This window comes from Microbacterium sp. LWH7-1.2, assembly GCF_038397755.1.
GTDB lineage: Bacteria > Actinomycetota > Actinomycetes > Actinomycetales > Microbacteriaceae > Microbacterium.
The window spans coordinates 1,762,853-1,785,263 of sequence record NZ_CP151637.1; the positions used below are offsets into that span (position 1 = coordinate 1,762,853).

Genomic DNA, 22,411 nt, shown 5'->3' on the forward strand with positions numbered 1-22,411 from the left:
CATCCCTGAAGGCCTCTCGCCCTGCATATCCGGGACCTGCGCGGGGATGGATGCCGGGGCCACACCCCGCGTGTCTCAGAAACACACGCCGACGCGTACCCCGCCCTGCAAATGTGAGACCTGTGTCAGTGGGTGGCGCCCGCGCGCTGCAGAGCGGCTCGCACTTTGCCGACGGCCGCACCACCGTCGCCGTCGAGGTGGTGGCTGAGGATGCGGACGAGGTGCCAGCCGTTGTCGCGCAGATCGTCCCAGCGATCGGCGTCGCGCGCGAACTGCTCGGCGCTCTCAGCGTGGCCGCGCCCGTCGTACTCGATCGCGATGCGCAGGGCGGGGTAGGCGAGGTCGACCCGGGCGATGAATCGCCCGTCGGCGGCCACGACGTCGACGTTGAGCTGCGGCTCGGGCAGTCCCGCGCGCACGAGCACCAGCCGCAGCCTGGTCTCCCGCGGCGACTCCGACCCGACCCGCACGAGGTCGACGACACCGGCGAGGGACTGGCGGCCTAGGAAGGCGACCTCCGCCCGCAGCTCCTCGATGGTCGCGAGCCTGCGCCGTCGGGCGACGAGGTAGTCCGCGGCGGCGACGAGGTCGTCGGCGTCCCACAGGGCCCCTGTCTGCACCCACGCGCGCGCCGGGTGCTCGAGGGGAAGCCCGAACGCGCTGGTGCGAGCGGGCGTGCGAAGGCCGAGCCGATGACCGACGACGCCCTTGGTCCGCGGGGGGCTCGCAGGGCGGTACACCGACACGTGGACCACCGGCGTCCACCCGTCGGGAGCCGGTGCCCCGCGCAGCACAAGCGCCGTCTCGTGGCTGAAGAACTGCCCCGGGCGCAATCGCACCGCGTACTGCTGGCACATCCGCTTCAGCAGGTCCCGGTCCGACGGCTTCCGCGTCGGGTCGTCGCCCGGCAGCGCCCGCTGCCGCACGCCGTGGAACGGCTTGTCGTAAGATCCCCCGGCGAGGGCGCCCCTCCCCAGGCCAGCAGCTCGGCCCTGGGAGACCGAGAACGGCTCGAAGCCGAACGGATGCGCGGGGCTTGGCGAGGTCGTCACCCTCTCGAGCAAACCGCACCACGTCGGCGCGCCCTGGAGTTATCCACAGCCGAGCTCGCCGGGTGGCTCCGCAGGTCTTACAAACCCACCCGCGCCGCCCTCAAACCCTGCATTTCTGAGACACGGAGAGGGACCGATGCAGCGAACCGCGGCATCCGTTCCTCCCGGGTCTCAAAAAAGCCACACCGGAGAGAGCAGCGACCTGCGATTCTGGGACGCAGATCGAGACGGGAGCGGCGCGAGGGCGGGCTACGCGTCGAAGCCGTCGGCGATGAGGTCGATGAGCTCCTCACGCTCCTCCACGGGGAGGAAGGCGCCCGCCGCGGCGTTGAGCTGGAAGGCCTCGAGGTCGTCGAGGCCGTACTCGAAGGTCTCGGCGAGGAGCGCAAGCTCGCGCGTCAGCGACGTGCGGCTCATCGTGCGGTTGTCGACGTTCACCGTGACCGAGAACCCGAGCTGGTAGAGCAGGTCGAAGGGGTGGTCCTCGAGGGTCGAGCCCCAGCGCTCGATGGCGCCGGTCTGCAGGTTCGACGAGGGCGAGAGCTCGAGCGGGATCTCGCGGTCGCGCACCCAGCGCGCCAGCTCGCCGAACTGGACGAGCACCTCCTCACCGGCGCGCGAGACGACCTCGAGGTCCTCGGCGAGGCGCACGCCGTGGCCGAGGCGCAGGGCGCGGCCGTCGATGAGGGCCGAGCGGATCGAGTCGAGGCCAGCCGCCTCGCCGGCGTGCACGGTGACCGGGAAGAACTCGGAGGCGAGGTAGTCGAACGCGTCGCGGTGGTTAGAGGCCGGGAAGCCGTCTTCGGCGCCGGCGATGTCGAAGCCCACGGCGCCGCGATTGCGCCATTGCACCGCCAGTCGCGCGATCTCGAGCGAGCGGTCGGCGTGGCGCATGGCCGTGATGAGCTGGCCCACGCGGATGTCGTGCCCGCTGCGCTCGGCCGCGTCCTCGCCCTCCTCGATGCCTTCCTGAACGGCGGCCACGACCTCGTCGAGCGACAGTCCGCGCCCGAGGTGCTGCTCCGGCGCCCAGCGCACCTCGCCGTAGATCACGCCGTCGGCGGCGAGGTCCTCGACGAACTCGCGCGCGACGCGTGTGAGCCCCTCGCGAGTCTGCATGACCGCCGTGGTGAGGTCGAACGTCTTCAGATACTCGACCAGCGAGCCCGAGTCGCTCTTCTCGGCGAACCAGTCCGCGAGATCGTCCGGGTCGGACTCGGGAACCGCGAGCCCGATCGCGTCGGCCAGCTCGATGATCGTCGCGGGACGCACGCCGCCGTCGAGGTGATCGTGCAGCGAGACCTTGGGCAGGCTCCGCAGCGAGACTCCGTCGAGGATAGCGTCGCCGTGCTGGTCGATGGGCATGAGTTCTCCTCGGTTGCGGTCGCAAGTTGGGGTGTGGACGGATGCTGCGGCCCGGGCGCCGCGTCGGGTCCGGCGCGGGACTGCCCCAGCCTAGGCCGTGATGCGTTCCAGGACGAGAGGAGTGCGCTCCGGTGCGTCCGGGCCGATCTCCCACGCGCCGTCGAGGGCCTCGAGAGCGCGGTCGAACCGGGAGGCATCCTCGCCGAGCAGGGTGAACAGCGGCTGACCGGCGGTCACCCGATCCCCGGGCTTCACGTGAAGGTCGATGCCCGCGGCGTGCAGCACGGGGTCCTGCGCTCGCGCGCGTCCGGCGCCCAGGCGCCACGCGGCGATGCCGAAGGGGAGCGCCTCCATGCCGGTGACGAAGCCGCTCTCGGTCGCGGTCACCGTGTGGGTCTCGTTCGGGGCCGGGAGCGCAGCATCCGGGTCCCCGTCCTGCGCGATGATCATCGCGCGCCAGGCGTCCATCGCGCGGCCGTCCTGCAGTGCCGCCTCCACATCGGCGTCGGGCCGGCCCGCGAGCGCCAGCATCTCGCGCGCGAGCGCCACCGTCAGTTCGACCACGTCGGCGGGGCCGCCGCCGGCGAGCACCTCGACCGACTCGCGCACCTCGTTGGCGTTGCCGATGGCGAGGCCGAGCGGGGTGTTCATGTCGGTGAGGAGGGCCGTCGTCGAGACTCCCGAGTCGGTGCCGAGGGCGACCATCGTGCGGGCGAGCTCCCGCGCACGGTCGGCGCTCTGCATGAAGGCGCCGGAGCCGAACTTCACGTCGAGCACGAGCGCGTCGGTGCCCTCGGCGATCTTCTTGGACATGATGCTCGACGCGATGAGCGGGATCGCCTCGACCGTGCCGGTGACGTCGCGCAGTGCGTAGAGCTTCTTGTCGGCCGGCGCGAGGCCGGAGCCCGCGGCGCAGATGACCGCGCCGACGCCCTGCAGCTGCGCGAACATCTCGTCATTGGACAGTGCGGCACGCCAGCCCGGGATCGACTCGAGCTTGTCGAGCGTGCCGCCGGTGTGGCCGAGTCCGCGGCCCGACAACTGCGGCACCGCGACACCGAAGCTCGCCACGAGCGGGGCGAGGGGAAGCGTGATCTTGTCGCCGACGCCGCCGGTCGAGTGCTTGTCGACCGTCGGCTTGCCGAGCCCCGAGAAGCTCATCCGCTCCCCCGACGCGATCATCGCGTCGGTCATGACGCGGATCTCGTCGCGCGTCATGCCGTTGAGGAGCACCGCCATCGCGAAGGCGGCCATCTGCGAATCGGCGACGTAGCCGCGCGTGTAGGCGTCGACCATCCAGCGGAGGGCGGGCTCGGGGACCGCCCCGCCGTCGCGCTTCGCGCGGATGACGTCGACCGCGTCGAACGCCTCGACAGCGGTCATCGCGCCGCCTCCTCGAGGTCGCGCGGGCCGAACGCGTCGGGCAGCACCTCGTCCATGGTGCGGATGCCCGACACCGTCTCGAGCAGCATGCCCGGGATCGCGAACTCGTACAGCAGCTGCCGGCAGCGGCCGCACGGCATGATCGTGTCGCCGTGCCCGTTGACGCACACGAACGCCACGAGGCTTCCGCCGCCCGAGTTCGCGAGTTCGCTCACGAGACCGCACTCCGCGCAGAGGCTGATGCCGTACGACGCGTTCTCCACGTTGCAGCCCGTCACGATGCGTCCGTCGGTCACGAGGGCGGCGGCGCCGACCTTGTAGCGCGAGTACGGGGCGTACGCCCGCTGCATCGCATCCGTCGCCGCGGCGCGCAGCTCATCCCAGTCGATATCGGTCATGAGCGCGCTCCGTTCGCGGGGGTTCGGGTATCAGGAGGGTCGACGGATGCCGCTCCCCGGCAGCCGTCGGCCTTCATCGGCACAGCAGGCACGGCGTCATCCCTTGACGTACGGTTTGCCCGCCGCCGCGGGACCGCGGATCTGCCCGGCGAACCCGGCGACGGCGATGATCGTCACGACGTAGGGCAGCATCAGCATGAACTCGCTGGGGATCGGCGTCCGCAGCACGGTCAGGAGGTTCTGCAGGTTCGTCGCGAAGCCGAACAGCAGCGCCGCGAGCGTCGCGCGGATGGGGTCCCAGCGGCCGAAGATGACCGCCGCGAGGGCGATGAAGCCGAGGCCCGCCGTCATCTCCTTGGTGAACTGACCCACCGAGACGAGGGTGAAGTACGCGCCGCCGATGCCGGCGATGGCGCCCGCAAGCGAGACGTTCCAGAAGCGGCTCGTGTTCACCTTGATGCCCACGGTGTCGGCGGCCTGCGGGTGCTCGCCGACCGCGCGGAGCCGCAGGCCCCAGCGGGTGCGGTACAGGCCCCAGGCGACCACTGCGACCGTGATGTACATGAGGTAGACGATGAACGTCTGGTTGAACAGCACCGGTCCGATGATCGGGATGTCGCTGAGCAGCGGGATCTCCCACCGCGTGAAGCGCACCGGGCGGTTGAGCTCCGCCTCGTTCGGCACGAGCAGCGCGCCGTAGAGGAAGCCGGTCAGGCCGGTCACGAGGACGTTGAGCACGACACCGACGATCACCTGATCGACGAGGTACTTGATGGAGAACGCCGCCAGCACGAATGCCACGAGCACACCGCCCACCATCGCGCCGACGAGGCCGACGAACGGGTTGTGGGTGATGCTCGCGAGCAGGGCGGCGCTGAACGCGCCGAACAGGAACTGCCCCTCGATGGCGACGTTCACGACGCCGACCCGCTCGCCGATGACACCGCCGAGCGCACCGAAGATCAGCGGGACCGACAGCGACAGCGCGCCGAACAGCAGGCCGGTGACGGGCACGAGCCCGCCGGCGGCCGCCCACACGAGGAACGCGAACACGGCGAGGAGGCTGAACACGATCGGCAGCCAGAGGCCGGTGCGGCGATAGTTCGCCGAGTCCCAGAACGCCCAGAGTGCGAGGAGCACGAGGACGCCGACCAGGATCCAGCAGGTCACGGCTGTCGGGACGCTCACGTTCGGCAGGGCGATCGTCGAGGTCGGGTCGCTCAGCCGGAAGGTGCTGATTCCGTTGCGTGGGACGAAGAAGAAGAGGAGCGCGAGCAGCACCGTGGCGATCGCCAGGGTCACCGGCAGCTTGAAGTGACGCACCTTCACGGTCGCCAGCTGGATCGTCCCGTCGGGAGCAGGAGCGAGCGCGGTCATGCGGACACCGCCTTCTTCGCAGCCTTGGCTCTCGCCTTGGCGGCCTTCTCGGCATCGGTCTTCGGCAGGAAGAAGATCGTGCGGATGAGCGGCGGCGCCGCGATGAACAGGACGATGAGCGACTGCACCACGAGCACGATGTCGACGGGGATGCCCTGTGAGGCCTGCATCGTGAACGAACCGGCCTTCAATGCACCGAACAGGATGCCGGCGGCGAACACGCCCCATGCCCGGCTGCGGCCGAGGAGGGCGACAGTGATGGCGTCGAAGCCGATGCCCGCGTCGATGTACCCGTCGAAGCCGGTGGTCACCGAGCCCTGGATCTGGTTCATCCCGGCCAGACCCGCGAGGCCACCGGCGAAGAGCATCGCGTAGATGTACATCCGCTGCACCGAGATACCGGACGCCCGCGCCGCGTGCGGGTTCTCGCCGACGGCCCGGAGGCGGAAGCCGAGGCTCGACCGCTCGACGAGCCACCACACGAAGACGGTCGCGGCGATCACGATCACGAAGCCCCAGTCGAGGAGCGGGAAGCGGGGTCCGAGCAGGTCGGGGAACTGCGCGTTCGCCGGCGTCGCCGCCGAGATCGGCTGATCGCCCGCGGGGCGCTGCAGGATCCCGGGGGTGCGCACCATCCACGTCACGAGGTAGAACGCGACGTAGTTGAGCATGATGGTGAGGATCACCTCGTGGGCGCCGGTGCGTGCCTTCAGGACACCCACAATGCCACCCCAGATCGCACCGCCCGCGATGCCCGCGGCGAGCGTGAGAGGCAGCTGGAGGAACATCGGCAGGTTCAGGTTGAACGTGAACAGAGCCGCCGTCGCGCAGGCGATGAGGATCTGTCCGCGGCCACCGATGTTGAACAGGCCGACGCGGAACGCCAGCGCGACGCCGAGGCCCGCGGCGATGAGCGGCGCGGCGAAGCCGAGGGTGTTGGTCAGCGGGCGGATCTGCGTCGCGAAGTCGTTCGCCCGAGGGTTGAAGATCGCCCCGCGGAAGAGGGCCTCGTAGCCGCCGTACACCGCGTTCCAGATGGCCCCGAGGGTGTCGGCAGGCCGCGCGAAGAAGTAGCCGGACGCCGCCTGAACCTCCTCGTCGGTGAGCGCCATCAGGATGCCGCCGACGATCATCGCGACCACGATCGCGAGCACGGTGGTCACCCAGTTGCTGCGCAGCAGCTCTTTAATGAAGACGTTCTGGCGCGGCGGCGGGGGCACCTCGCCGTCGACGGCACCGGGCGCATCGGGTGTCGGTGCGGGGAGGTCCGGCGAACCCGTGAGCGGGCCCGACACCGGCGGGAGCTGATCTGCGGGCAACCCCTTGAGCGGTTCGCCGCTCGCAGCGGGGTTCTGGTCGTTCACGCGACCGCCTCCTCGGACTTCTCGCCGGCCATCATGAGGCCGAGAACATCTCGGGGCGTGTCGCCGGGCACGATGCCGACGATCGCTCCGCGGTACATGACCGCGATGCGGTCGGCGAGAGCCGCGACCTCGTCGAGCTCGGTGGAGACGACGACGACCGGGATGCCGGCATCCCGCGTCTCGACGATGCGCTTGTGGATGAACTCGATCGAGCCGACATCGACGCCGCGCGTCGGCTGCGCCGCGACGAGCAGCTTCAGCTCGCGGCTCATCTCTCGGGCGATCACGACCTTCTGCTGGTTTCCGCCTGACAGCGTCCCGGCGGGGACGTCGGGCCCCTGAGTGCGGATGTCGTACTCCGAGATGCGGGCCTTGGCGAAATCATCGAGCACACCGCGGCGAATCGTGCCGCCCGACACGAACGCGCTGTCGCCCGATCGATCGAGGATGAGGTTCTCCGCGACGGTGAAGGTGCCGACGAGGCCGTCTTCGGTGCGGTCCTCCGGGACGAAGCCGACGCCCTCATCGAGGATGCCGCGCACGCTCTTGCCGACGAGCTCGACGCCGCCGAGCTCGATGGAGCCGCTCACCCGGTCGCCCAGGCCGACCATCGCCTCGATGAGCTCGGTCTGGCCGTTGCCCTGGACGCCGGCGACCGCGAGGATCTCGCCCGGGCGCACATCGAAGCTCACGTCGTCCACGACGACGGTGCCGTTTGCGGTGACGACGCGGAGGTCGCGTACTTCGAGGCCGCCCTCGGCCAGCTTCGGCGGACCCTTGTGAACGGTCAGCTCGACCGCGCGGCCCACCATGAGTGACGCCAGCTCCGCGTTCGATGCGGTCGGCGACGCCTCACCGACGACCTTGCCGAGCCGGATGACCGTGATGCGGTCGGCGACGGCGCGGACCTCGCGCAGCTTGTGGGTGATGAACACGATCGACGTGCCCTCGTCCCGCAGCTGCTTCATGATCGCCATCAGCTCGTCGGTCTCCTGCGGGGTGAGCACCGCGGTGGGCTCGTCGAACACGAGCACCTTGGCGTCGCGCGAGAGCGCCTTGATGATCTCGACCCGCTGCTGGACGCCCACAGGGAGATCACCCACGATGGCATCAGGATCCACCTCGAACCCGAAGCGGTCGGCGACCGAGCGGACGTGCTGGCGGGCCCTGGCGAGGTCCAGGGCGCCGAGCGCCTTGGTGTTCTCATGGCCGAGCATCACGTTCTCGGCGACGGTGAAGACGGGGATCAGCATGAAGTGCTGGTGAACCATGCCGATGCCGGCGTTCATCGCGTCACCTGGGCCGCGGAAATGCTGGACCGCGTCGTCCAGCAGGATGTCGCCCTCATCGGCCTGGTAGAGGCCGTAGAGCACGTTCATGAGCGTGGACTTGCCGGCGCCGTTCTCGCCGAGAAGAGCGTGGATCTCACCCGGCTGGACCACGAGATCGATGTGGTCGTTCGCGACGAGGGACCCGAAACGCTTCGTGATCCCACGGAGCTCGAGCTTCATATCTGCACCTTATATATGCGGTCGGGCGCGGCGCCATCACCGGGCCGTCGGGTCGGAAGAACGCGGCCGGGTGGAATCGTCCACCCGGCCGCGTTTCGTGTCTCCTGCTGCCTTACGGCGAGCTGGGCGAGGTCACCTCGAGCTCACCCGAGATGATCTGCTCCTGCAGGGCGGCGAGCTCGTCGAGCAGGCCCTCCGGGAGCTCCGACTCGAACGAGCCGAAGCCCGACAGGCCGACGCCCTCGTTCTCGAGCGTGCCGATGTAGGTGGTGACGTCGAAGTCACCGGTCGCCGCCTCCATGGTCGCCGCGTAGACGGCCTCGTCGATGCGCTTCATGATCGAGACCAGCACCATGTCGGCGACCGAGGGGTCGGCGGCGGCGAGGTCGGAGTCGACACCGAGCATGACGGTGCCGCTGCCCGCGTCGGTGATCGCGTCGCGCGCGCTCTGGTAGATGGGGCCTCCGACCGGGAGGATCACGTCGACGCCCTGGTCGAGGATGCCCTGCGCGGTCTGCTTGGCCGTGTCGTTCGCGGCGAAGCCACCGGTCATCGAGCCCTCTTGCGCGTCGACGTCCCAGCCGTAAGTCTCGACCGCTGCGCCCTTGTCTTCGTTGTACTTCTCGACGCCGTCGATGAAGCCGTCCATGAAGATCGTCACGGGCGGGATCGGGATGCCGCCGAAGGTGCCGACCTTGTTGACGCCGGCCTGCTCCGACCACGCGGCCGCGGCGTAGCCGCCGAGGTACGCGGCCTGGACCGTGTCGAACAGGAGGGGCTTGATGTTCGGCGCGTCCGTGGTGCCGTCGCCGGTCTCCTTGCCGTCGTCGCCCGTCGCGCCGCTGTTGTCGGCGCGGTCGTCGATGATGGCGAAGTTCACGTCGGGGTTCGCGGTCGCCGATGCGACGGTGTCGGCCGAGAGCTTGAAGCCGACCGAGACGATGAACGTGCAGCCCTCGGCGATGAGATTCTCAAGGTTCGGGGCGTAGTCGTTGGCCGAGCTGGACTCGACTTCGATGGCCTCGACGCCGAGCTCCTCCGCGGCGCGATCCATGCCCTCCTTGGCGGACTGGTTGAACGACTTGTCGTTGAAGCCGCCGTCGTCCGACACGAGGCAGGGGGTGAAGCCCTCGACGACGTCGACGGCGTCTCCCGTGGATTCCGTCTCCTCAGGGGCGGAGCCGCAGCCGGCGAGGGCGATCAGCATGCCCGCGGCGACGGTGACGCCGACGAGCTTCTTGGTGCGTGAGATGGTCAACTCAGCCTCCACTACGTTCCCCCCGCGTCCTTCACGGGGACTGCACAAAGTTACCCAGTGTGACGACGCAGTTGCATGCGCGGCCGCCCCTTGGACCCGAATGGTTACAAAGACGCAATATCCCGCTCGGATGAGCAGACGATCAGGGAAAACGGATGCCGCGGGCCGCAGCATCCGTTCACAGAACCTCGCCGCGCCCGCTGAGCTTGAGGGCGTCGACGACGCCCTTCACGCGCTGCGCGTGCTCGCTCGTGGTGACCAGGAGCGCATCCTCGGTGTCGACCACGACGATGTCGCGCACGCCGATGAGGCTGATCACGCGTCGCGTCTGGCTCACGACGATGCCGCTGGCGGCGTCGGAGAGGATGCGGGCGTTCTCGCCGAGGATGGCGAGGTCGTTCTTGCGGCCATGGGAGTTGAGCTTGGCGAGGCTCGCGAAGTCCCCCACGTCGTCCCAGTCGAAGTGCCCGGGGATGACGGCGAGGCGCCCCTTCGCGGCGGCGGGCTCCGCCACCGTGTAGTCGATCGCGATCTTCTTGAGCGTCGGCCAGACCCGGTCGACCACCGGTCCGCGCTGGTCGCGGTCGTCCCATGCCTCGGCGAGGTCCATGAGGCCCGCATAGAGATGAGGCTCGTTCTCGGCGATCTCGCCGAGCAGGACGTCGGCGCGCGCGATGAACATGCCGGCGTTCCACAGGTAGTTGCGGTCGGCGAAGTACTCCTTCGCCGTCTCGAGGTCGGGCTTCTCGACGAAGCTCTCGACGAGCGCCGCCTCCGGAGCCCCCTCGACCTTCAGCGCGTCGCTCTTCTTGATGTAGCCGAACCCGACCGACGGCTCGGACGGCTGGATGCCGATGGTGCAGATGTAGCCCTCGCGGGCGGTCGCGACGGCCTGGTTCACCGCCCACTCGAACAGCTGCGGCACGCGGATGACGTGGTCGGCGGCGAACGAGCCGATGATCACGTCCGGCTCGCGGCGCGAGAGGATCGCGGCGGCGAGGCCGATCGCCGCCGTCGAATCGCGGGGCTCGGACTCGAGGAACACGTTGCTGTCGGCGATGCCGGGCAGCTCCTTCTCCACCGCAGCCCTGTGCGCGCGGCCTGTCACGACCGCGATGCGGTCGGCGCCGGCGAGAGGCTCGAGCCGGTTCCAGGTGTCACGCAGCAGCGTGTTGCCCGAGCCGGTGAGATCGTGCAGGAACTTCGGTGCGTCGGCGCGCGACAGCGGCCACAGCCGGCTGCCGATGCCGCCGGCGGGGATCACGGCGTAGAAGTCGTCGATGGGTCCGGACATGGCACCAGGTTATCGGGCGGGATTTCGAAGGGATGGCGAACATGTGGCCGGGACGTGACGACGGCGGCGAGCCTTCGGCCCGCCGCCGTCGCGGTCGCGCTCAGCCCCGTCGCGGCGAGGTGCCCGGTGTCGCGTCGCGCAGCGACTCGAGCATGGCGTCGAAGGCGGGCTTGGGCGAGAAGTCGTCTTCGAAGATCGTCGCCCACCCCTCGCCGGGGAAGACGTCCGGAACCCACGAGTTCGCATCCGGGAAGCCCCACACGGTGAAGGAGGAGCAGGCGGGCACGTTGAGGCACGCCTCGAGCATCGCGTCGTAGCGTTCTGCCTGCACGGCGACCTGCTCGGGCGTCGGTCCCGTCTCGCCCGGCTGCAGCGGGATGCGCACGTCCGCCTCCGTCACCGCCACCTTCAGTCCCAGTGCGGCGAAGCGCTCGAAGTTCGCCTGGATGGAGGTGTCGAAGCCGTAGAGCAGGCTGAGATGGCCCTGCGCACCGAATCCCCCGAGGGGAACGCCGTCGGCGAGCATGCGCTGCGCCAGCTCGTAGTACGCATCCGTCTTCTGGTTGATCCCCTCCGCGTTGTAGTCGTTCAGGAACAGGGTCGCGTCGGGGTCGGCCTCGTGCGCCCACCGGAAGGCGTCCTCGAGGAGTGCGACCGGGTCGGCGGCGCAGGCCTTCAGGAAGGGATTGGCCTCGGTGCGCAGCCGAACGCCGCCAGCGTCCCACGTGTCCTGGAAGATCTCGTTCGCGACATCCCACTCGTAGATCTGGCCCTTGAAATGACCGACGACGGTGCGGATGTGGTCCTCGAGAACGGCGCGCGCCTCGTCGCACGTCCACGTCTGGCTCGCGTCGCGCACCCACGCCGGGTTCTGGCTGTGCCAGAGCAGGGTGTGGCCGCGGACCTGCTGGTGATTCGCCTCGGCGAAGGCGACCAGCGCGTCGGCGGACGAGAAGTCGTAGACGCCGGGAGCGGGGTGGACGGCGTCCCACTTCATGTCGTTCTCGGGCGTCACGGACGAGAACTGGGCGCCCAGCACCCGCTGCAGCTCGGTGGGCGACGCGGGGTCGTAGGCGAGGAGGTCCCGCTCACCCCAGACGGCGCTGCCGATGGCGAGGTCGCGCGGGGCCTGATTTCTCAGGGCGTCCTTGTCGGCGTTGCTGAATCCCGGGGGCGCGGCGTTCGCCGCGGTGGCGGCGCAGAGCGGCAGAACCAGGGCTGCGGCGGCCGTGGCCACCAAGAGCGATCGGATCGATCGGCGCATGGAGTACTCCTGACATCATCGTCGTCGTGCATATGCCGCCCATCGGCGGTACATATGTTTCTTTGCCCAACAAAAGCTAGGCGCGTGAGTCGACGCGGGCAAAGAGTTTCGAGGGGTTTTCCACGATCCGCGCATGCCGGCGAGGGCGGCGGTCACCGAGAGCCTTCGGGTTCCGCCGCGACGCCGCACGAACCGCAAGAACGTCGGTTCTTTTCAGACGCGAAGATCCCTCCGGATGGAGGGATCGTAAGGGTGGCCTTCGTCGCCTGCCCGCGAAATGCGGGAATAGGATGGACGCAGCGCCCGCGTGACGCCGACGGCCCGAAGCCACGATGACGGGCCCTCTTCGGGGGCCGTCCTCGCAGTCCGAGGCCAGCCCCATCGTGTTTCGATCCAAGGAGGACGGACGTGTCTGCACCAGCACGCGTCACACCGTCGGTATCCGAGACCACCTCCCGAGTTCCCCGCGGCACGCTGTACCGCGGGAACGAAGGCATGTGGTCGTGGGTGCTGCACCGCATCACCGGCGTCGCCATCTTCTTCTTCCTGCTCGTCCACATCCTCGACACAGCACTCATCCGGGTGTCGCCCGAGGCGTACGACGCAGTGATCGGCACGTACAAGAACCCGGTCATGGCCCTGGGAGAGGTCGCCCTGGTCGGCGCCATCGCGTACCACGCGTACAACGGCCTGCGCATCATCCTGGTCGACATGTGGTCGTGGGCTACTCGCCACCAGCGCCAGCTGTGGTGGGGTGTGCTCGGGCTGTGGGTGGTGACGATGCTCGGCTTCGTCCCGCGTCACCTCATGCTCGCCTTCGCTCCGGGAGGGGGCCACTGATGACCGCCATCGCCGATCCGCGCGCACCGCGCGCCGCCGTCCGCCGCCGGGGCGCCAACCTCGAGAAGTGGGGCTGGGTCTACATGCGCGCCTCGGGCGTGCTCCTCGTGGTCCTCATCTTCGGGCACCTCTTCGTGAACCTGATGGTCGGCGAAGGCATCCACGGCATCGACTTCGCGTTCGTCGCCGGCAAGTACGCCACGCCGTTCTGGCAGTGGTGGGACGTGCTGATGCTGTGGCTCGCGCTGATTCACGGCGCGAACGGCATGCGCACCATCGTCAACGACTACGTGACGCACGCCGGCACGCGCCGTGTGCTGGTCTGGGCGCTCGGCCTCGCTGCCGCGTTCCTGATCGTGCTCGGCACGCTGGTCGTGTTCACGTTCGATCCGTGCATCGGCTTCGACCGCGACACCGCGTCCGACGTCATCATCGGAATCTGCGCCTAAGCGTTCGGGCGACCCCCGAGCATCGACCATCGAAAGCACACAGCGTGAGCACTGAGACCACCGCCAGCTACGTCAAGGACGGCGTCCACTACCACCAGTTCGACATCGTCATCGTGGGCGCCGGCGGCGCCGGCATGCGCGCCGCCATCGAGGCGGGCCCCGGGGCGAAGACAGCCGTCATCTCGAAGCTGTACCCCACCCGTTCGCACACCGGCGCGGCGCAGGGCGGCATGGCGGCGGCCCTCGCCAACGTCGAAGAGGACTCGTGGGAGTGGCACACCTTCGACACCGTCAAGGGCGGCGACTACCTCGTCGACCAGGACGCGGCCGAGATCCTCGCCAAGGAGGCCATCGACGCGGTCATCGACCTCGAGAACATGGGCCTGCCGTTCAACCGCACACCCGAGGGCAAGATCGACCAGCGCCGCTTCGGCGGTCACACGGCCGACCACGGCAAGACGCCCGTGCGCCGTGCCTGCTACGCCGCTGACCGCACCGGCCACATGATCCTGCAGACGCTGTTCCAGAACTGCGTCAAGCTCGGCATCAACTTCTTCAACGAGTTCTACGTGCTCGACCTGATCACCGTCGGCGACGGGAAAGACAAGCAGATCGCGGGCGTCGTCGCCTACGAGCTCGCCACGGGCGACCTGCACGTCTTCCAGTCGAAGGCCGTCATCTTCGCGACGGGCGGCTTCGGCAAGATCTTCAAGACGACCTCGAACGCACACACGCTCACCGGTGACGGCGTCGGCATCATCTGGCGCAAGGGCCTCCCGCTGGAGGACATGGAGTTCTTCCAGTTCCACCCGACCGGCCTCGCCGGGCTCGGCATCCTCCTCACCGAAGGCGCCCGCGGTGAGGGCGCGATCCTGCGCAACGTGAGCGGCGAGCGGTTCATGGAGCGCTACGCGCCGACCATCAAGGACCTCGCTCCCCGAGACATCGTCAGCCGTTGCATGGTGCAGGAGGTCGCGGAGGGCCGCGGCGCCGGTCCGCACCGCGACTACGTGCTTCTGGACTGCACCCACCTGGGTGCCGAGGTGCTCGAGACGAAGCTCCCCGACATCACCGAGTTCGCCCGCACGTACCTGGGCGTCGACCCGGTCGTCGAGCCGGTGCCCGTCATGCCGACCGCGCACTACGCGATGGGCGGCATCCCGACCAACAACGACGCGCAGGTGCTGAGCGACAACACGACGGTCGTCCCCGGGCTGTATGCCGCCGGTGAATGCGCGTGCGTCTCGGTGCACGGCTCGAACCGCCTCGGCACGAACTCGCTGCTCGACATCAACGTCTTCGGCAAGCGCGCCGGCCGCAACGCGGTCGCATACGTCCAGACCGCCGAGTTCGTGCCGCTCCCCGAGGACCCCGCGGCCGAGGTGCGCAACCTCATCGAGGGCCTCCGCAACAACCAGGGGACCGAGCGCATCGCCGTCCTTCGCAAGACGCTGCAGGACGAGATGGACCGCAAGGCCCAGGTGTTCCGCACCGACGAGTCGCTGAGCGAGGTGCTCCTCACGATCGAGGAGCTGCGCGAGCGGTACAAGAACGTCCACGTCGACGACAAGGGCAAGCGGTTCAACACCGACCTGCTCGAGGCCGTCGAGCTCGGCTTCCTCCTCGACATCGCCGAGGTCGTCGTCGTCACCGCGAAGAACCGCCAGGAGAGCCGCGGCGGCCACATGCGCGACGACTTCCCGAAGCGCGACGACGACAACTACATGCAGCACACCATGGCGTACCTGTCGGGCGACCCGCACTCGTCGAACGCCGAGGACCACATCCGCCTCGGCTGGAAGCCGGTCGTCTTCACGAAGAACGAAAAGGGCGAGTTGAACTACCCGCCGATGGAGAGGAAGTACTGATGGCGACCTCGGTCACCGACGTCATCGAGCGCACCGACGCCGACGCTCCCGCGAAGGCCGAGGAGGCCGCGAACGACACCGGCATCCAGTCGTTCCTCGTCACGTTCATCATCCGGCGCTTCGACCCCGAGGTCGACGAGGAGCCGCGCTGGGTCGACTACGACGTCGAGCTCTATTCGACGGACCGCGTGCTCGACGCCCTGCACAAGATCAAGTGGGAGGTCGACGGCTCGCTGACGTTCCGTCGCTCGTGCGCGCACGGCATCTGCGGCTCCGACGCGATGCGCATCAACGGCCGCAACCGGCTCGCGTGCAAGACGCTCATCAAGGACCTGGACATCTCGCAGCCGATCTACGTCGAGGCGATCAAGGGCCTGCCGCTCGAGAAGGACCTCGTCGTCGACATGGAGCCCTTCTTCGCGTCGTACCGCGAGGTGCAGCCGTTCCTCATCGCGAACTCGACGCCCGAGAAGGGCAAGGAGCGCATCCAGTCGATCGTCGACCGCGAGATCTTCGACGACACGACCAAGTGCATCCTCTGCGCCGCGTGCACGTCGTCGTGCCCGGTCTTCTGGACCGACGGCCAGTACTTCGGCCCGGCCGCGATCGTGAACGCGCACCGGTTCATCTTCGACTCGCGCGACGACGCGGGCGACGTGCGCCTCGACATCCTCAACGACAAGGAAGGCGTGTGGCGCTGCCGCACCACCTTCAACTGCACCGAGGCGTGCCCCCGCGGCATCGAGGTCACCAAGGCGATCGCCGAGGTCAAGCAGGCGGTCCTGCGCGGGCGTTCGTAACCCCGGTCCTCTTTTGACAGACGGATGCCGCATCGCTGGGCGATGCGGCATCCGTCTGTCGCTACTCTGAAAACGTGACGCACACTCCCCCGCCCGACGCCCGCGCGGCGGCGGACGCCGCGCAGCGTGAGGAGGAGTCGCTCCGCGAGCGCTGGGAGGCGACGGAGCACAGCCTGCGCCAACGATTCGATGCGCCGATCAGCCGTGCCACGCGACTCACCGAGGCCACGATGGCGTGGTTCCCGGTACGCGTGTGGCGGCATTTCCTCATCGAGAACGGGTTCCTCCTCGCGGCGGGCGTCAGCTACGTCGCACTCTTCGCGTGCTTCGCCGCGATCTACCTCGTCTTCGCGATCGCCGGCATCTGGCTGGGCGGCAGCCCCGAGGCGGTCCAGGCGCTCATCGACCTGATCAACGTCTACATCCCTGGTCTCATCGCCGATTCCGGCGGCATCGCCACGCCTGAGCAGGTGCAGGAGATCGCATCGCGGAACTCGGGCGTGCTCGGCTGGACGGGCCTCATCGCGCTCGGCGCCCTCATCTGGACCGCGATCGACTGGGTCACCTACTCGCGGCGCGCCGTGCGCGAGCTCTTCGCCATCCCCCCGGACCGACGCAGCTATTTCCTCCTCAAGGCCCGCGACTTCGTCGCGGCGCTGATCTTCGGCGCGGCGCTCATCCTCGGCGCGGCGCTCAGCACGGTCGGCACGTACGCCGTCGAGTGGATCTTGTCGCTCCTCGGGTGGAAAGACACCAGCGTCCTCACCGACATCAGTGTGAGCATCGGCTCGCTGCTCATCGGCTTCGCGGTGACCTCGACCGCGCTGGTCGGCCTCTTCCGCTTCCTCACGGGAACGAAGCTGCCGTGGCGGCGGATCTGGCCGGGCGCGATGCTCGGCGGCCTGGGCATCTCGGTGCTGCAGCTCGGTGCGGGCCTGCTCCTCAGTTACACGCCCTCGAACCCCCTGCTCGCGACTTTCGCCATCTTCATCGGGATGCTGCTGTGGTTCCGGCTGCTCGGGATCGTCATGCTGGTCGCCGCCGCGTGGATCGCCGTGGGGGCCAAGGACCACGACGTCGTGATGCTGCCGCCGACCGAGGCCGAGCGCGTCGCCGCCGAGCACGCGGCGCTGCTGGTCGCCGCGCGCGTCCGCCTGCGGACCGCTCAGGACGCACGGGACCAGGCGCCCTGGTACCGCGCGTGGATCGCCGACCGGGCGGTACGCGACGCCGAGGAGGAGCTGCGGCAAGTCGAGGCCGCGACGCCCGCCGTGCCGCAGCATCCGTCCCGTGTCGATGCGCCGCCGACCGCTCCGTCGCCGAACGGCAAGCCAGGCAGGTCCGAGAAGAGGAAGAAGGCGTCGAAGGGGAACGGTAGGCCGCCCGCTGGGCCCTGATGTGCGCGGCGGTGTCGGTGGCCACGGATAGTCTTGCCGTCGTGTCTCGCCGTGTTCGCATCGCCTCTGTCAACGTCAACGGTATCCGCGCGGCGACGCGCAAGGGCATGCTCGAGTGGCTCGACGCGGCCGACATCGACGTGATGGCCCTGCAGGAGGTGCGCGCGACCGAAGAAGAGCTGCGCGCCGCCCTGCCCGGCTGGGAGATCGTGAATGACGAGGCGCTCGCCAAGGGCCGCGCCGGGGTGGCCGTCGCGAGCCGCATCCCGTCCGTCGAGGTGCGCCGCGTACTCGGGCCGGCCGCCGAAGACGCGGTCGAGGTGCTCGACAGCGCCGGCCGCTGGATCGAGGCCGACTTCGACATCGACGGCGAGCGGCTGATCGTCGTGAGCGCCTACGTGCACACGGGTGAGGCCGACACGCCCAAGCAGGACGCGAAGTGGGCCTTCCTCGACGCGATGGAAGCACGGATGCCGCAGCTCAAGGCCGCATCCCCGCTCGCGCTCGTCATGGGCGACCTCAACGTCGGGCACCGCGAGTTCGACATCCGCAACTGGAAGGGCAACGTCAAGAAGGCCGGCTTCCTCCCTCGCGAGCGGGCGTACTTCGACCGCTTCTTCGGCGAGGAGGGCGCGGAGGTCGCCGGTGTCGACGGCTCGACCGGGCTCGGACTCGGCTGGGTCGACATCGGCCGTCGTTACCACGGTGACGTCGACGGACCCTACACGTGGTGGTCGATGCGCGGTCGCGCATTCGACAACGACAGCGGGTGGCGCATCGACTACCACCTCGCGACGCCCGAGCTCGGCGCCCGCGTGGCGGATTACCGCGTGGTGCGCGCGCCCTCGTGGGACACGCGCTGGAGCGACCACTCCCCCGTCGTCGCCGACTACTCGATCGGGCGCTGAGGCGCAGCATCCGCTCTATAGACTTTTCGGATGAGTAGATCGCGCCTGTACTCCGGCATGCAGCCCTCCGCCGACTCGCTTCAGATCGGCAACTACATCGGGGCTCTCATGCAGTGGCGCGACCTGCAGGAGTCGTACGACACGTTCTTCTCGGTGGTCGATCTGCACGCGATCACGGTCGCACAGGACCCCGAGCACCTGCGCGAGAAGACGCGCCGCACGGCCGCGCAGTACATCGCCGCCGGCATCGAGCCGTCGAAGTCGACGCTGTACGTGCAGTCGCACGTGCCGGCGCACGCCGAGCTGGCGTGGATCCTGTCGACGATCACGGGCTTCGGTGAGGCCGGGCGCATGACGCAGTTCAAGGACAAGTCCTCGCGCTACGGCTCGGAGGCGACATCGGTCGGGCTGTTCACGTACCCGGTGCTGATGGCCGCCGACATCCTGCTGTACCAGACCGACATCGTGCCGGTCGGCGACGACCAGAAGCAGCACGTCGAGCTGACCCGCGACCTCGCAGAGCGCTTCAACAGCCGCTTCGGCGAGGTGTTCCGTGTGCCGATGCCGGTCATCCAGCAAGAGACCGCCCGCATCTACGACCTGCAGAACCCCACCGCCAAGATGTCGAAGTCGGCGGAGTCGGAGGCGGGCGTGCTGTGGCTGCTCGACGACCCGGCTGTCTCGGCGAAGAAGATCATGCGCGCCGTGACCGACTCCGAGGGATCAGTGCGGTACGACCGCGAGGCCAAGCCCGGCGTGTCGAACCTGCTCGTGATCTACGCAGCGCTGACCGGCCGCCAGATCCCGTCCATCGAGGACGAGTACGCCGGCCGCGGCTACGGCGACTTCAAGAAGGGCCTCGCCGAGGTCGTCGTGAACGAGTTCGGCCCGGTGCGCTCGCGCGCGCTCGAGCTGCTCGCCGACCCCGCCGAGCTCGACCGCGTCCTCGCCGTCAACGCCGAGAAGGCGTCCCAGGTCGCCGAACGCACCCTCGCCGACGTCTACGACAAGGTCGGCCTCCTCCGCCGCGCCCGCTGACGCCGGACGGATGCTGCGGCCCCGAGCCGCAGCATCCGTCCCATGGCGTCCGGGCGGGGTCCTGCCCGCGACGTCCGGCCCGCGGCGTGCGGCCGGCCGGGTCTGGTCGGCGGCGTCCGGTCGGCCGCGTCCGGCCCGCGGCGTCCGGCCCGCGGCGACCGTTTGCAGGACGGATTTCCCGGCGCACCTGTAGACGGGCGGCTCTGGACCGTTTGGGCGCATTCGTCCTGCAAACGGTTGGAGTCAGGCCGATCGTAAGGAGAGCCGAACAGCCAGGAGCGAAGGCTCGATTGGGCTCAGGACTGGCGGCGGGAGTCGATCAGGCCCCGGAGAGCCGCGAAGACATCGTCGGCGCGGTACATGATGTCCGATGCGGGCAGGCGCAAGGTCGCGTAGCCGAGGGCGGCGAGCGCCATGTCGCGACGGTGGTCGCGCAGCTGCGCGGCCCAGTCTTCGTGGAACGGCTTGCCGTCCACTCGACCACGAGCCATCCGTCCAGCACGAGGTCGACCCGCCCGGTCTCAGCGAACTTGACTTGGAGCTGGATGTCGCAACCCAGGCGCCGCGCCATCAGCCGCACGAAGGTCTCCGGTCCGGACTCGGCACGAGCGTCGACGAAGCTCGCGAGCACCTGGAATCGGGCGGGGAGGGCGGCGAAGACGCGCGCGAGGTCGGCCTCGGCGATGAGTTTCTTGTTGAGCGCGCTGTCAAGTGTGGCAACTGCGGCCGTCGGGTTCTGGCATCGGATGGCGTGCGCGAGCGCGTCCAGTACGCCTGTCGCGCAAGCCCGGCCGCACTCATCCAGAAGATCCGTCCAGTGCAGCTTGACCCCACGACGCCGCAGCGCGGTGATCCGCTTGCGCCGATCGTGCGGGGATCGCAGCCTGCTCGCGGTCGGCCGTACGTGGACGTGCAGGTTGCGGTTCTCGAGTACGAAGACGCCGAGCACTGCAAGATACGACAGGCAGGTGAGCCGACCGCCCACCCTCACAGCGCGGACGAAGGCGTCCTCTGCACCGGGAAGCAGATATCGATCGCGCCGTACGTGCACGAGTCGACCCGTGCGCAGCGCCTCGACGATGGAGTTCCGTGTGTGCCCTTGCTCGAAGAGCTCGGCGCGCGTGAGGTAGTCCGGAGCCATTCCCAGAGCATCGCCGGGCGAGCCTGTCGGCTGGCTTCCGCTCCCGTGGATTGGTGGAGGACCGCCCTTCTGAGGCCGCTGGGGAGGACCCGCACACCGCCGCGCCCCACCGTTCTCAGGAGTACTTGGCTCACCGATGAACCGATCGCGCCCGAATCACGCGGCCAGCACCCTCCACACCGCGGGGTAATCCTGCAAACGGCCCTCATGAGGACTCGTAGGGTGGGCGGATGGAGCCCGTGACCCTGCGCACCGCGCGCCTCGAGCTGTCCGCACCGCGCGTCGAGGACGTCGACGCCATCTTCGCGGCGTGCCAGGACCCTGACATCCAGCGGTACACGCGGGTACCGTCGCCGTACGCGCGCGAGGACGCCGAGAAGTTCATCGTCGCGGTGGCAGAGCAGTGGGCGGGAGAGCTGCATCGCACGTGGGTGATCCGCGACGGCGCGACGCTCGTCGGCACGATCGGGTTCTACCGCCTCGACGGGCAGGGTGGCGGCGAGATCGGCTACTGGATCGCCCCGGATCAGCGCGGTGGTGGGCGTCTGCGCGAAGCGGCGACGGCTGTGATCGACTGGGCCTTCTCGCCCGAGGGCGCAGGCCTCACGCGCATCGAGTGGCGAGCCGTCGTGGGCAACGAGGCGTCGGCCCGCGTCGCCCGCGCCCTGGGCTTCCGCTTCGAGGGCACCCTGCGACAGGCGCTGGTGAGCGCCGCGCGCCGCGACGACGGCTGGATCGCCGGACTCCTGAAGACGGACGAACGGATGCCGCATCCCTGGCCCATCTTCGCGGACTGACGTCCCGTCCGCGTGTCGCCGCGGCATGGCAGGATGAGCGCATGCCCGAGATGCCCGAGGTGCAGGGGCTCGTCGACTTCCTCCGCGAGCGGCTCACCGGCGTGCAGATCACGCGGGCGACCGTCGCGAACATCGCCGCGCTGAAGACGTACGACCCGCCCATCGATGCCCTCCAGGGCCAGGAGATCACCGGCGCAGCGCGCCACGGAAAGTTCGTCGACCTCTCGACCACCGGCCCCCACCTGGTGTTCCACCTCGCAAAGGCCGGGTGGCTCCGCTGGTACGACGAGTTGCCGAAGACGATCATCCGCCCCGGCAAGACGCCCATCGCCCTGCGCGTCGCCCTGTCAGACGGCGCCGGGTTCGACCTCACCGAGGCCGGCACAAAGAAGTCTCTCGCCTACTACGTCGTGCGCGAGCCCGCCGATGTGCCCGGCATCGCGCGGCTCGGCCCCGACCCTCTCGACGCCTCCTTCACTCGCGACACCTTCGCCGAGCTGCTCGCGGGCCGTCGCACGCAGATCAAGGGCGTGCTGCGCGACCAGACGATCATCGCGGGAGTCGGCAACGCCTACTCCGACGAGATCCTGCACGCGGCGAAGATGTCGCCGTACGCGCTGGCCTCGTCGCTCTCCGACGACGACATCACGCGCCTGTTCGACGCGATGACGGTGACCCTGACGGATGCTGTCGCCGAGGCATCCGGCAAGCCACCGGCCGAGCTCAAGGACGCCAAACGCCGGGGCATGCAGGTGCACGGGCGCCGGGGCGAGAAATGCCCCGTCTGCGGTGACGAGGTGCGGAGCGTCTTCTTCGCCGACAACTCGCTCGAGTACTGCCCGACGTGTCAGACCGGCGGCAAGATCCTCGCCGACCGCCGCCTCTCGCGCCTGCTGAAGTAGCCGCG

At 69.1% G+C, this 22,411-nt stretch carries 20 protein-coding genes; 9 read left to right on the top strand and 11 right to left on the bottom strand.

Features of this window, described 5'->3' with window-relative positions; genetic code table 11:
- Window positions 1–125 precede the first annotated feature (125 nt).
- The 10 genes from MRBLWH7_RS08335 to MRBLWH7_RS08380 form a co-directional block, all read right to left on the bottom strand.
- Window positions 126–1,052: a hypothetical protein gene (locus tag MRBLWH7_RS08335; protein ID WP_342001043.1), complete on the bottom strand. Its 927-nt coding sequence runs from the start codon at window positions 1,050–1,052 to the stop codon at window positions 126–128.
- A gap of 249 nt (window positions 1,053–1,301) precedes the next feature.
- On the bottom strand, window positions 1,302–2,417 hold the full coding sequence (locus MRBLWH7_RS08340; protein WP_342001046.1) for an adenosine deaminase: 1,116 nt from the start codon (window positions 2,415–2,417) through the stop codon (window positions 1,302–1,304).
- Window positions 2,418–2,507: 90 nt separating this feature from the next.
- Window positions 2,508–3,800 (bottom strand): thymidine phosphorylase, encoded by a 1,293-nt coding sequence (locus MRBLWH7_RS08345; protein WP_342001049.1) that lies wholly within the window; start codon window positions 3,798–3,800, stop codon window positions 2,508–2,510.
- A complete protein-coding gene (locus tag MRBLWH7_RS08350; protein ID WP_116194095.1) occupies window positions 3,797–4,198 on the bottom strand; it encodes a cytidine deaminase in 402 nt (133 codons plus the stop codon). The genes MRBLWH7_RS08345 and MRBLWH7_RS08350 overlap by 4 nt, the downstream gene beginning before the upstream one ends.
- A 96-nt stretch (window positions 4,199–4,294) precedes the next feature.
- The gene (locus MRBLWH7_RS08355) at window positions 4,295–5,575 is read right to left on the bottom strand and encodes an ABC transporter permease (RefSeq protein ID WP_342001055.1); all 1,281 of its coding nucleotides are present in this window, start codon (window positions 5,573–5,575) and stop codon (window positions 4,295–4,297) included.
- Complete coding sequence (locus MRBLWH7_RS08360; RefSeq protein ID WP_342001067.1) at window positions 5,572–6,939, bottom strand: ABC transporter permease; 1,368 nt, start codon at window positions 6,937–6,939, stop codon at window positions 5,572–5,574. Before MRBLWH7_RS08360 ends, MRBLWH7_RS08355 begins: the two co-directional genes overlap by 4 nt.
- A complete protein-coding gene (locus MRBLWH7_RS08365; protein WP_342001080.1) occupies window positions 6,936–8,450 on the bottom strand; it encodes an ABC transporter ATP-binding protein in 1,515 nt (504 codons plus the stop codon). Before MRBLWH7_RS08365 ends, MRBLWH7_RS08360 begins: the two co-directional genes overlap by 4 nt.
- 112 nt (window positions 8,451–8,562) lie before the next feature.
- Window positions 8,563–9,708: a BMP family ABC transporter substrate-binding protein gene (locus MRBLWH7_RS08370; protein WP_342001081.1), complete on the bottom strand. Its 1,146-nt coding sequence runs from the start codon at window positions 9,706–9,708 to the stop codon at window positions 8,563–8,565.
- A gap of 178 nt (window positions 9,709–9,886) precedes the next feature.
- Entirely contained in the window at window positions 9,887–11,002 is a 1,116-nt protein-coding gene (locus tag MRBLWH7_RS08375; protein WP_342001082.1) for a mannose-1-phosphate guanylyltransferase, read from the bottom strand.
- A 100-nt stretch (window positions 11,003–11,102) separates the two neighbouring features.
- Window positions 11,103–12,266 carry an endo-1,4-beta-xylanase gene (locus MRBLWH7_RS08380; RefSeq protein ID WP_342001085.1) on the bottom strand — a complete coding sequence of 388 codons (1,164 nt, stop codon included), beginning with the start codon at window positions 12,264–12,266 and terminating at the stop codon, window positions 11,103–11,105.
- Between the two features lie 408 nt (window positions 12,267–12,674).
- Here MRBLWH7_RS08380 and sdhC point away from each other — a divergent pair, with 408 nt between their 5' ends.
- From sdhC to trpS, 7 genes are all read left to right on the top strand, one after another.
- Window positions 12,675–13,106 (top strand): succinate dehydrogenase, cytochrome b556 subunit, encoded by a 432-nt coding sequence (sdhC, locus tag MRBLWH7_RS08385; protein WP_310289241.1) that lies wholly within the window; start codon window positions 12,675–12,677, stop codon window positions 13,104–13,106.
- On the top strand, window positions 13,106–13,555 hold the full coding sequence (locus tag MRBLWH7_RS08390; protein WP_342001092.1) for a succinate dehydrogenase hydrophobic membrane anchor subunit: 450 nt from the start codon (window positions 13,106–13,108) through the stop codon (window positions 13,553–13,555). Before sdhC ends, MRBLWH7_RS08390 begins: the two co-directional genes overlap by 1 nt.
- Before the next feature lie 44 nt (window positions 13,556–13,599).
- Window positions 13,600–15,423, top strand: coding sequence for a succinate dehydrogenase flavoprotein subunit (sdhA, locus tag MRBLWH7_RS08395; RefSeq protein WP_342001095.1), 1,824 nt, complete (start codon window positions 13,600–13,602; stop codon window positions 15,421–15,423).
- A complete protein-coding gene (locus MRBLWH7_RS08400; protein ID WP_342001098.1) occupies window positions 15,423–16,223 on the top strand; it encodes a succinate dehydrogenase iron-sulfur subunit in 801 nt (266 codons plus the stop codon). Before sdhA ends, MRBLWH7_RS08400 begins: the two co-directional genes overlap by 1 nt.
- A 74-nt stretch (window positions 16,224–16,297) precedes the next feature.
- On the top strand, window positions 16,298–17,620 hold the full coding sequence (locus MRBLWH7_RS08405) for a YihY/virulence factor BrkB family protein (protein ID WP_342001102.1): 1,323 nt from the start codon (window positions 16,298–16,300) through the stop codon (window positions 17,618–17,620).
- Between the two features lie 41 nt (window positions 17,621–17,661).
- Window positions 17,662–18,528: an exodeoxyribonuclease III gene (locus MRBLWH7_RS08410; RefSeq protein ID WP_342001105.1), complete on the top strand. Its 867-nt coding sequence runs from the start codon at window positions 17,662–17,664 to the stop codon at window positions 18,526–18,528.
- A gap of 30 nt (window positions 18,529–18,558) precedes the next feature.
- The gene (trpS, locus tag MRBLWH7_RS08415; RefSeq protein ID WP_342001107.1) at window positions 18,559–19,566 is read left to right on the top strand and encodes a tryptophan--tRNA ligase; all 1,008 of its coding nucleotides are present in this window, start codon (window positions 18,559–18,561) and stop codon (window positions 19,564–19,566) included.
- Between the two features lie 319 nt (window positions 19,567–19,885).
- Here trpS and MRBLWH7_RS08420 read toward each other — a convergent pair whose 3' ends face one another.
- The gene (locus tag MRBLWH7_RS08420) at window positions 19,886–20,515 is read right to left on the bottom strand and encodes a hypothetical protein (RefSeq protein WP_342001110.1); all 630 of its coding nucleotides are present in this window, start codon (window positions 20,513–20,515) and stop codon (window positions 19,886–19,888) included.
- Between the two features lie 422 nt (window positions 20,516–20,937).
- Here MRBLWH7_RS08420 and MRBLWH7_RS08425 point away from each other — a divergent pair, with 422 nt between their 5' ends.
- On the top strand, window positions 20,938–21,504 hold the full coding sequence (locus tag MRBLWH7_RS08425; RefSeq protein ID WP_342001112.1) for a GNAT family N-acetyltransferase: 567 nt from the start codon (window positions 20,938–20,940) through the stop codon (window positions 21,502–21,504).
- A gap of 41 nt (window positions 21,505–21,545) precedes the next feature.
- The gene (locus MRBLWH7_RS08430) at window positions 21,546–22,406 is read left to right on the top strand and encodes a DNA-formamidopyrimidine glycosylase family protein (RefSeq protein ID WP_342001114.1); all 861 of its coding nucleotides are present in this window, start codon (window positions 21,546–21,548) and stop codon (window positions 22,404–22,406) included.
- The last annotated feature ends 5 nt before the right edge of the window (window positions 22,407–22,411 follow it).

Coding starts and splice junctions, on each gene's coding strand:
- MRBLWH7_RS08340 (WP_342001046.1), bottom strand. CDS start 2,417: ATGCCCATCGACCAGCACGGCGACGCTATCCTCGACGGAGTCTCGCTG.
- MRBLWH7_RS08345 (WP_342001049.1), bottom strand. CDS start 3,800: ATGACCGCTGTCGAGGCGTTCGACGCGGTCGACGTCATCCGCGCGAAG.
- MRBLWH7_RS08350 (WP_116194095.1), bottom strand. CDS start 4,198: ATGACCGATATCGACTGGGATGAGCTGCGCGCCGCGGCGACGGATGCG.
- MRBLWH7_RS08355 (WP_342001055.1), bottom strand. CDS start 5,575: ATGACCGCGCTCGCTCCTGCTCCCGACGGGACGATCCAGCTGGCGACC.
- MRBLWH7_RS08365 (WP_342001080.1), bottom strand. CDS start 8,450: ATGAAGCTCGAGCTCCGTGGGATCACGAAGCGTTTCGGGTCCCTCGTC.
- MRBLWH7_RS08375 (WP_342001082.1), bottom strand. CDS start 11,002: ATGTCCGGACCCATCGACGACTTCTACGCCGTGATCCCCGCCGGCGGC.
- MRBLWH7_RS08380 (WP_342001085.1), bottom strand. CDS start 12,266: ATGCGCCGATCGATCCGATCGCTCTTGGTGGCCACGGCCGCCGCAGCC.
- MRBLWH7_RS08390 (WP_342001092.1), top strand. CDS start 13,106: ATGACCGCCATCGCCGATCCGCGCGCACCGCGCGCCGCCGTCCGCCGC.
- MRBLWH7_RS08400 (WP_342001098.1), top strand. CDS start 15,423: ATGGCGACCTCGGTCACCGACGTCATCGAGCGCACCGACGCCGACGCT.
- trpS (WP_342001107.1), top strand. CDS start 18,559: ATGAGTAGATCGCGCCTGTACTCCGGCATGCAGCCCTCCGCCGACTCG.
- MRBLWH7_RS08425 (WP_342001112.1), top strand. CDS start 20,938: ATGGAGCCCGTGACCCTGCGCACCGCGCGCCTCGAGCTGTCCGCACCG.
- MRBLWH7_RS08430 (WP_342001114.1), top strand. CDS start 21,546: ATGCCCGAGATGCCCGAGGTGCAGGGGCTCGTCGACTTCCTCCGCGAG.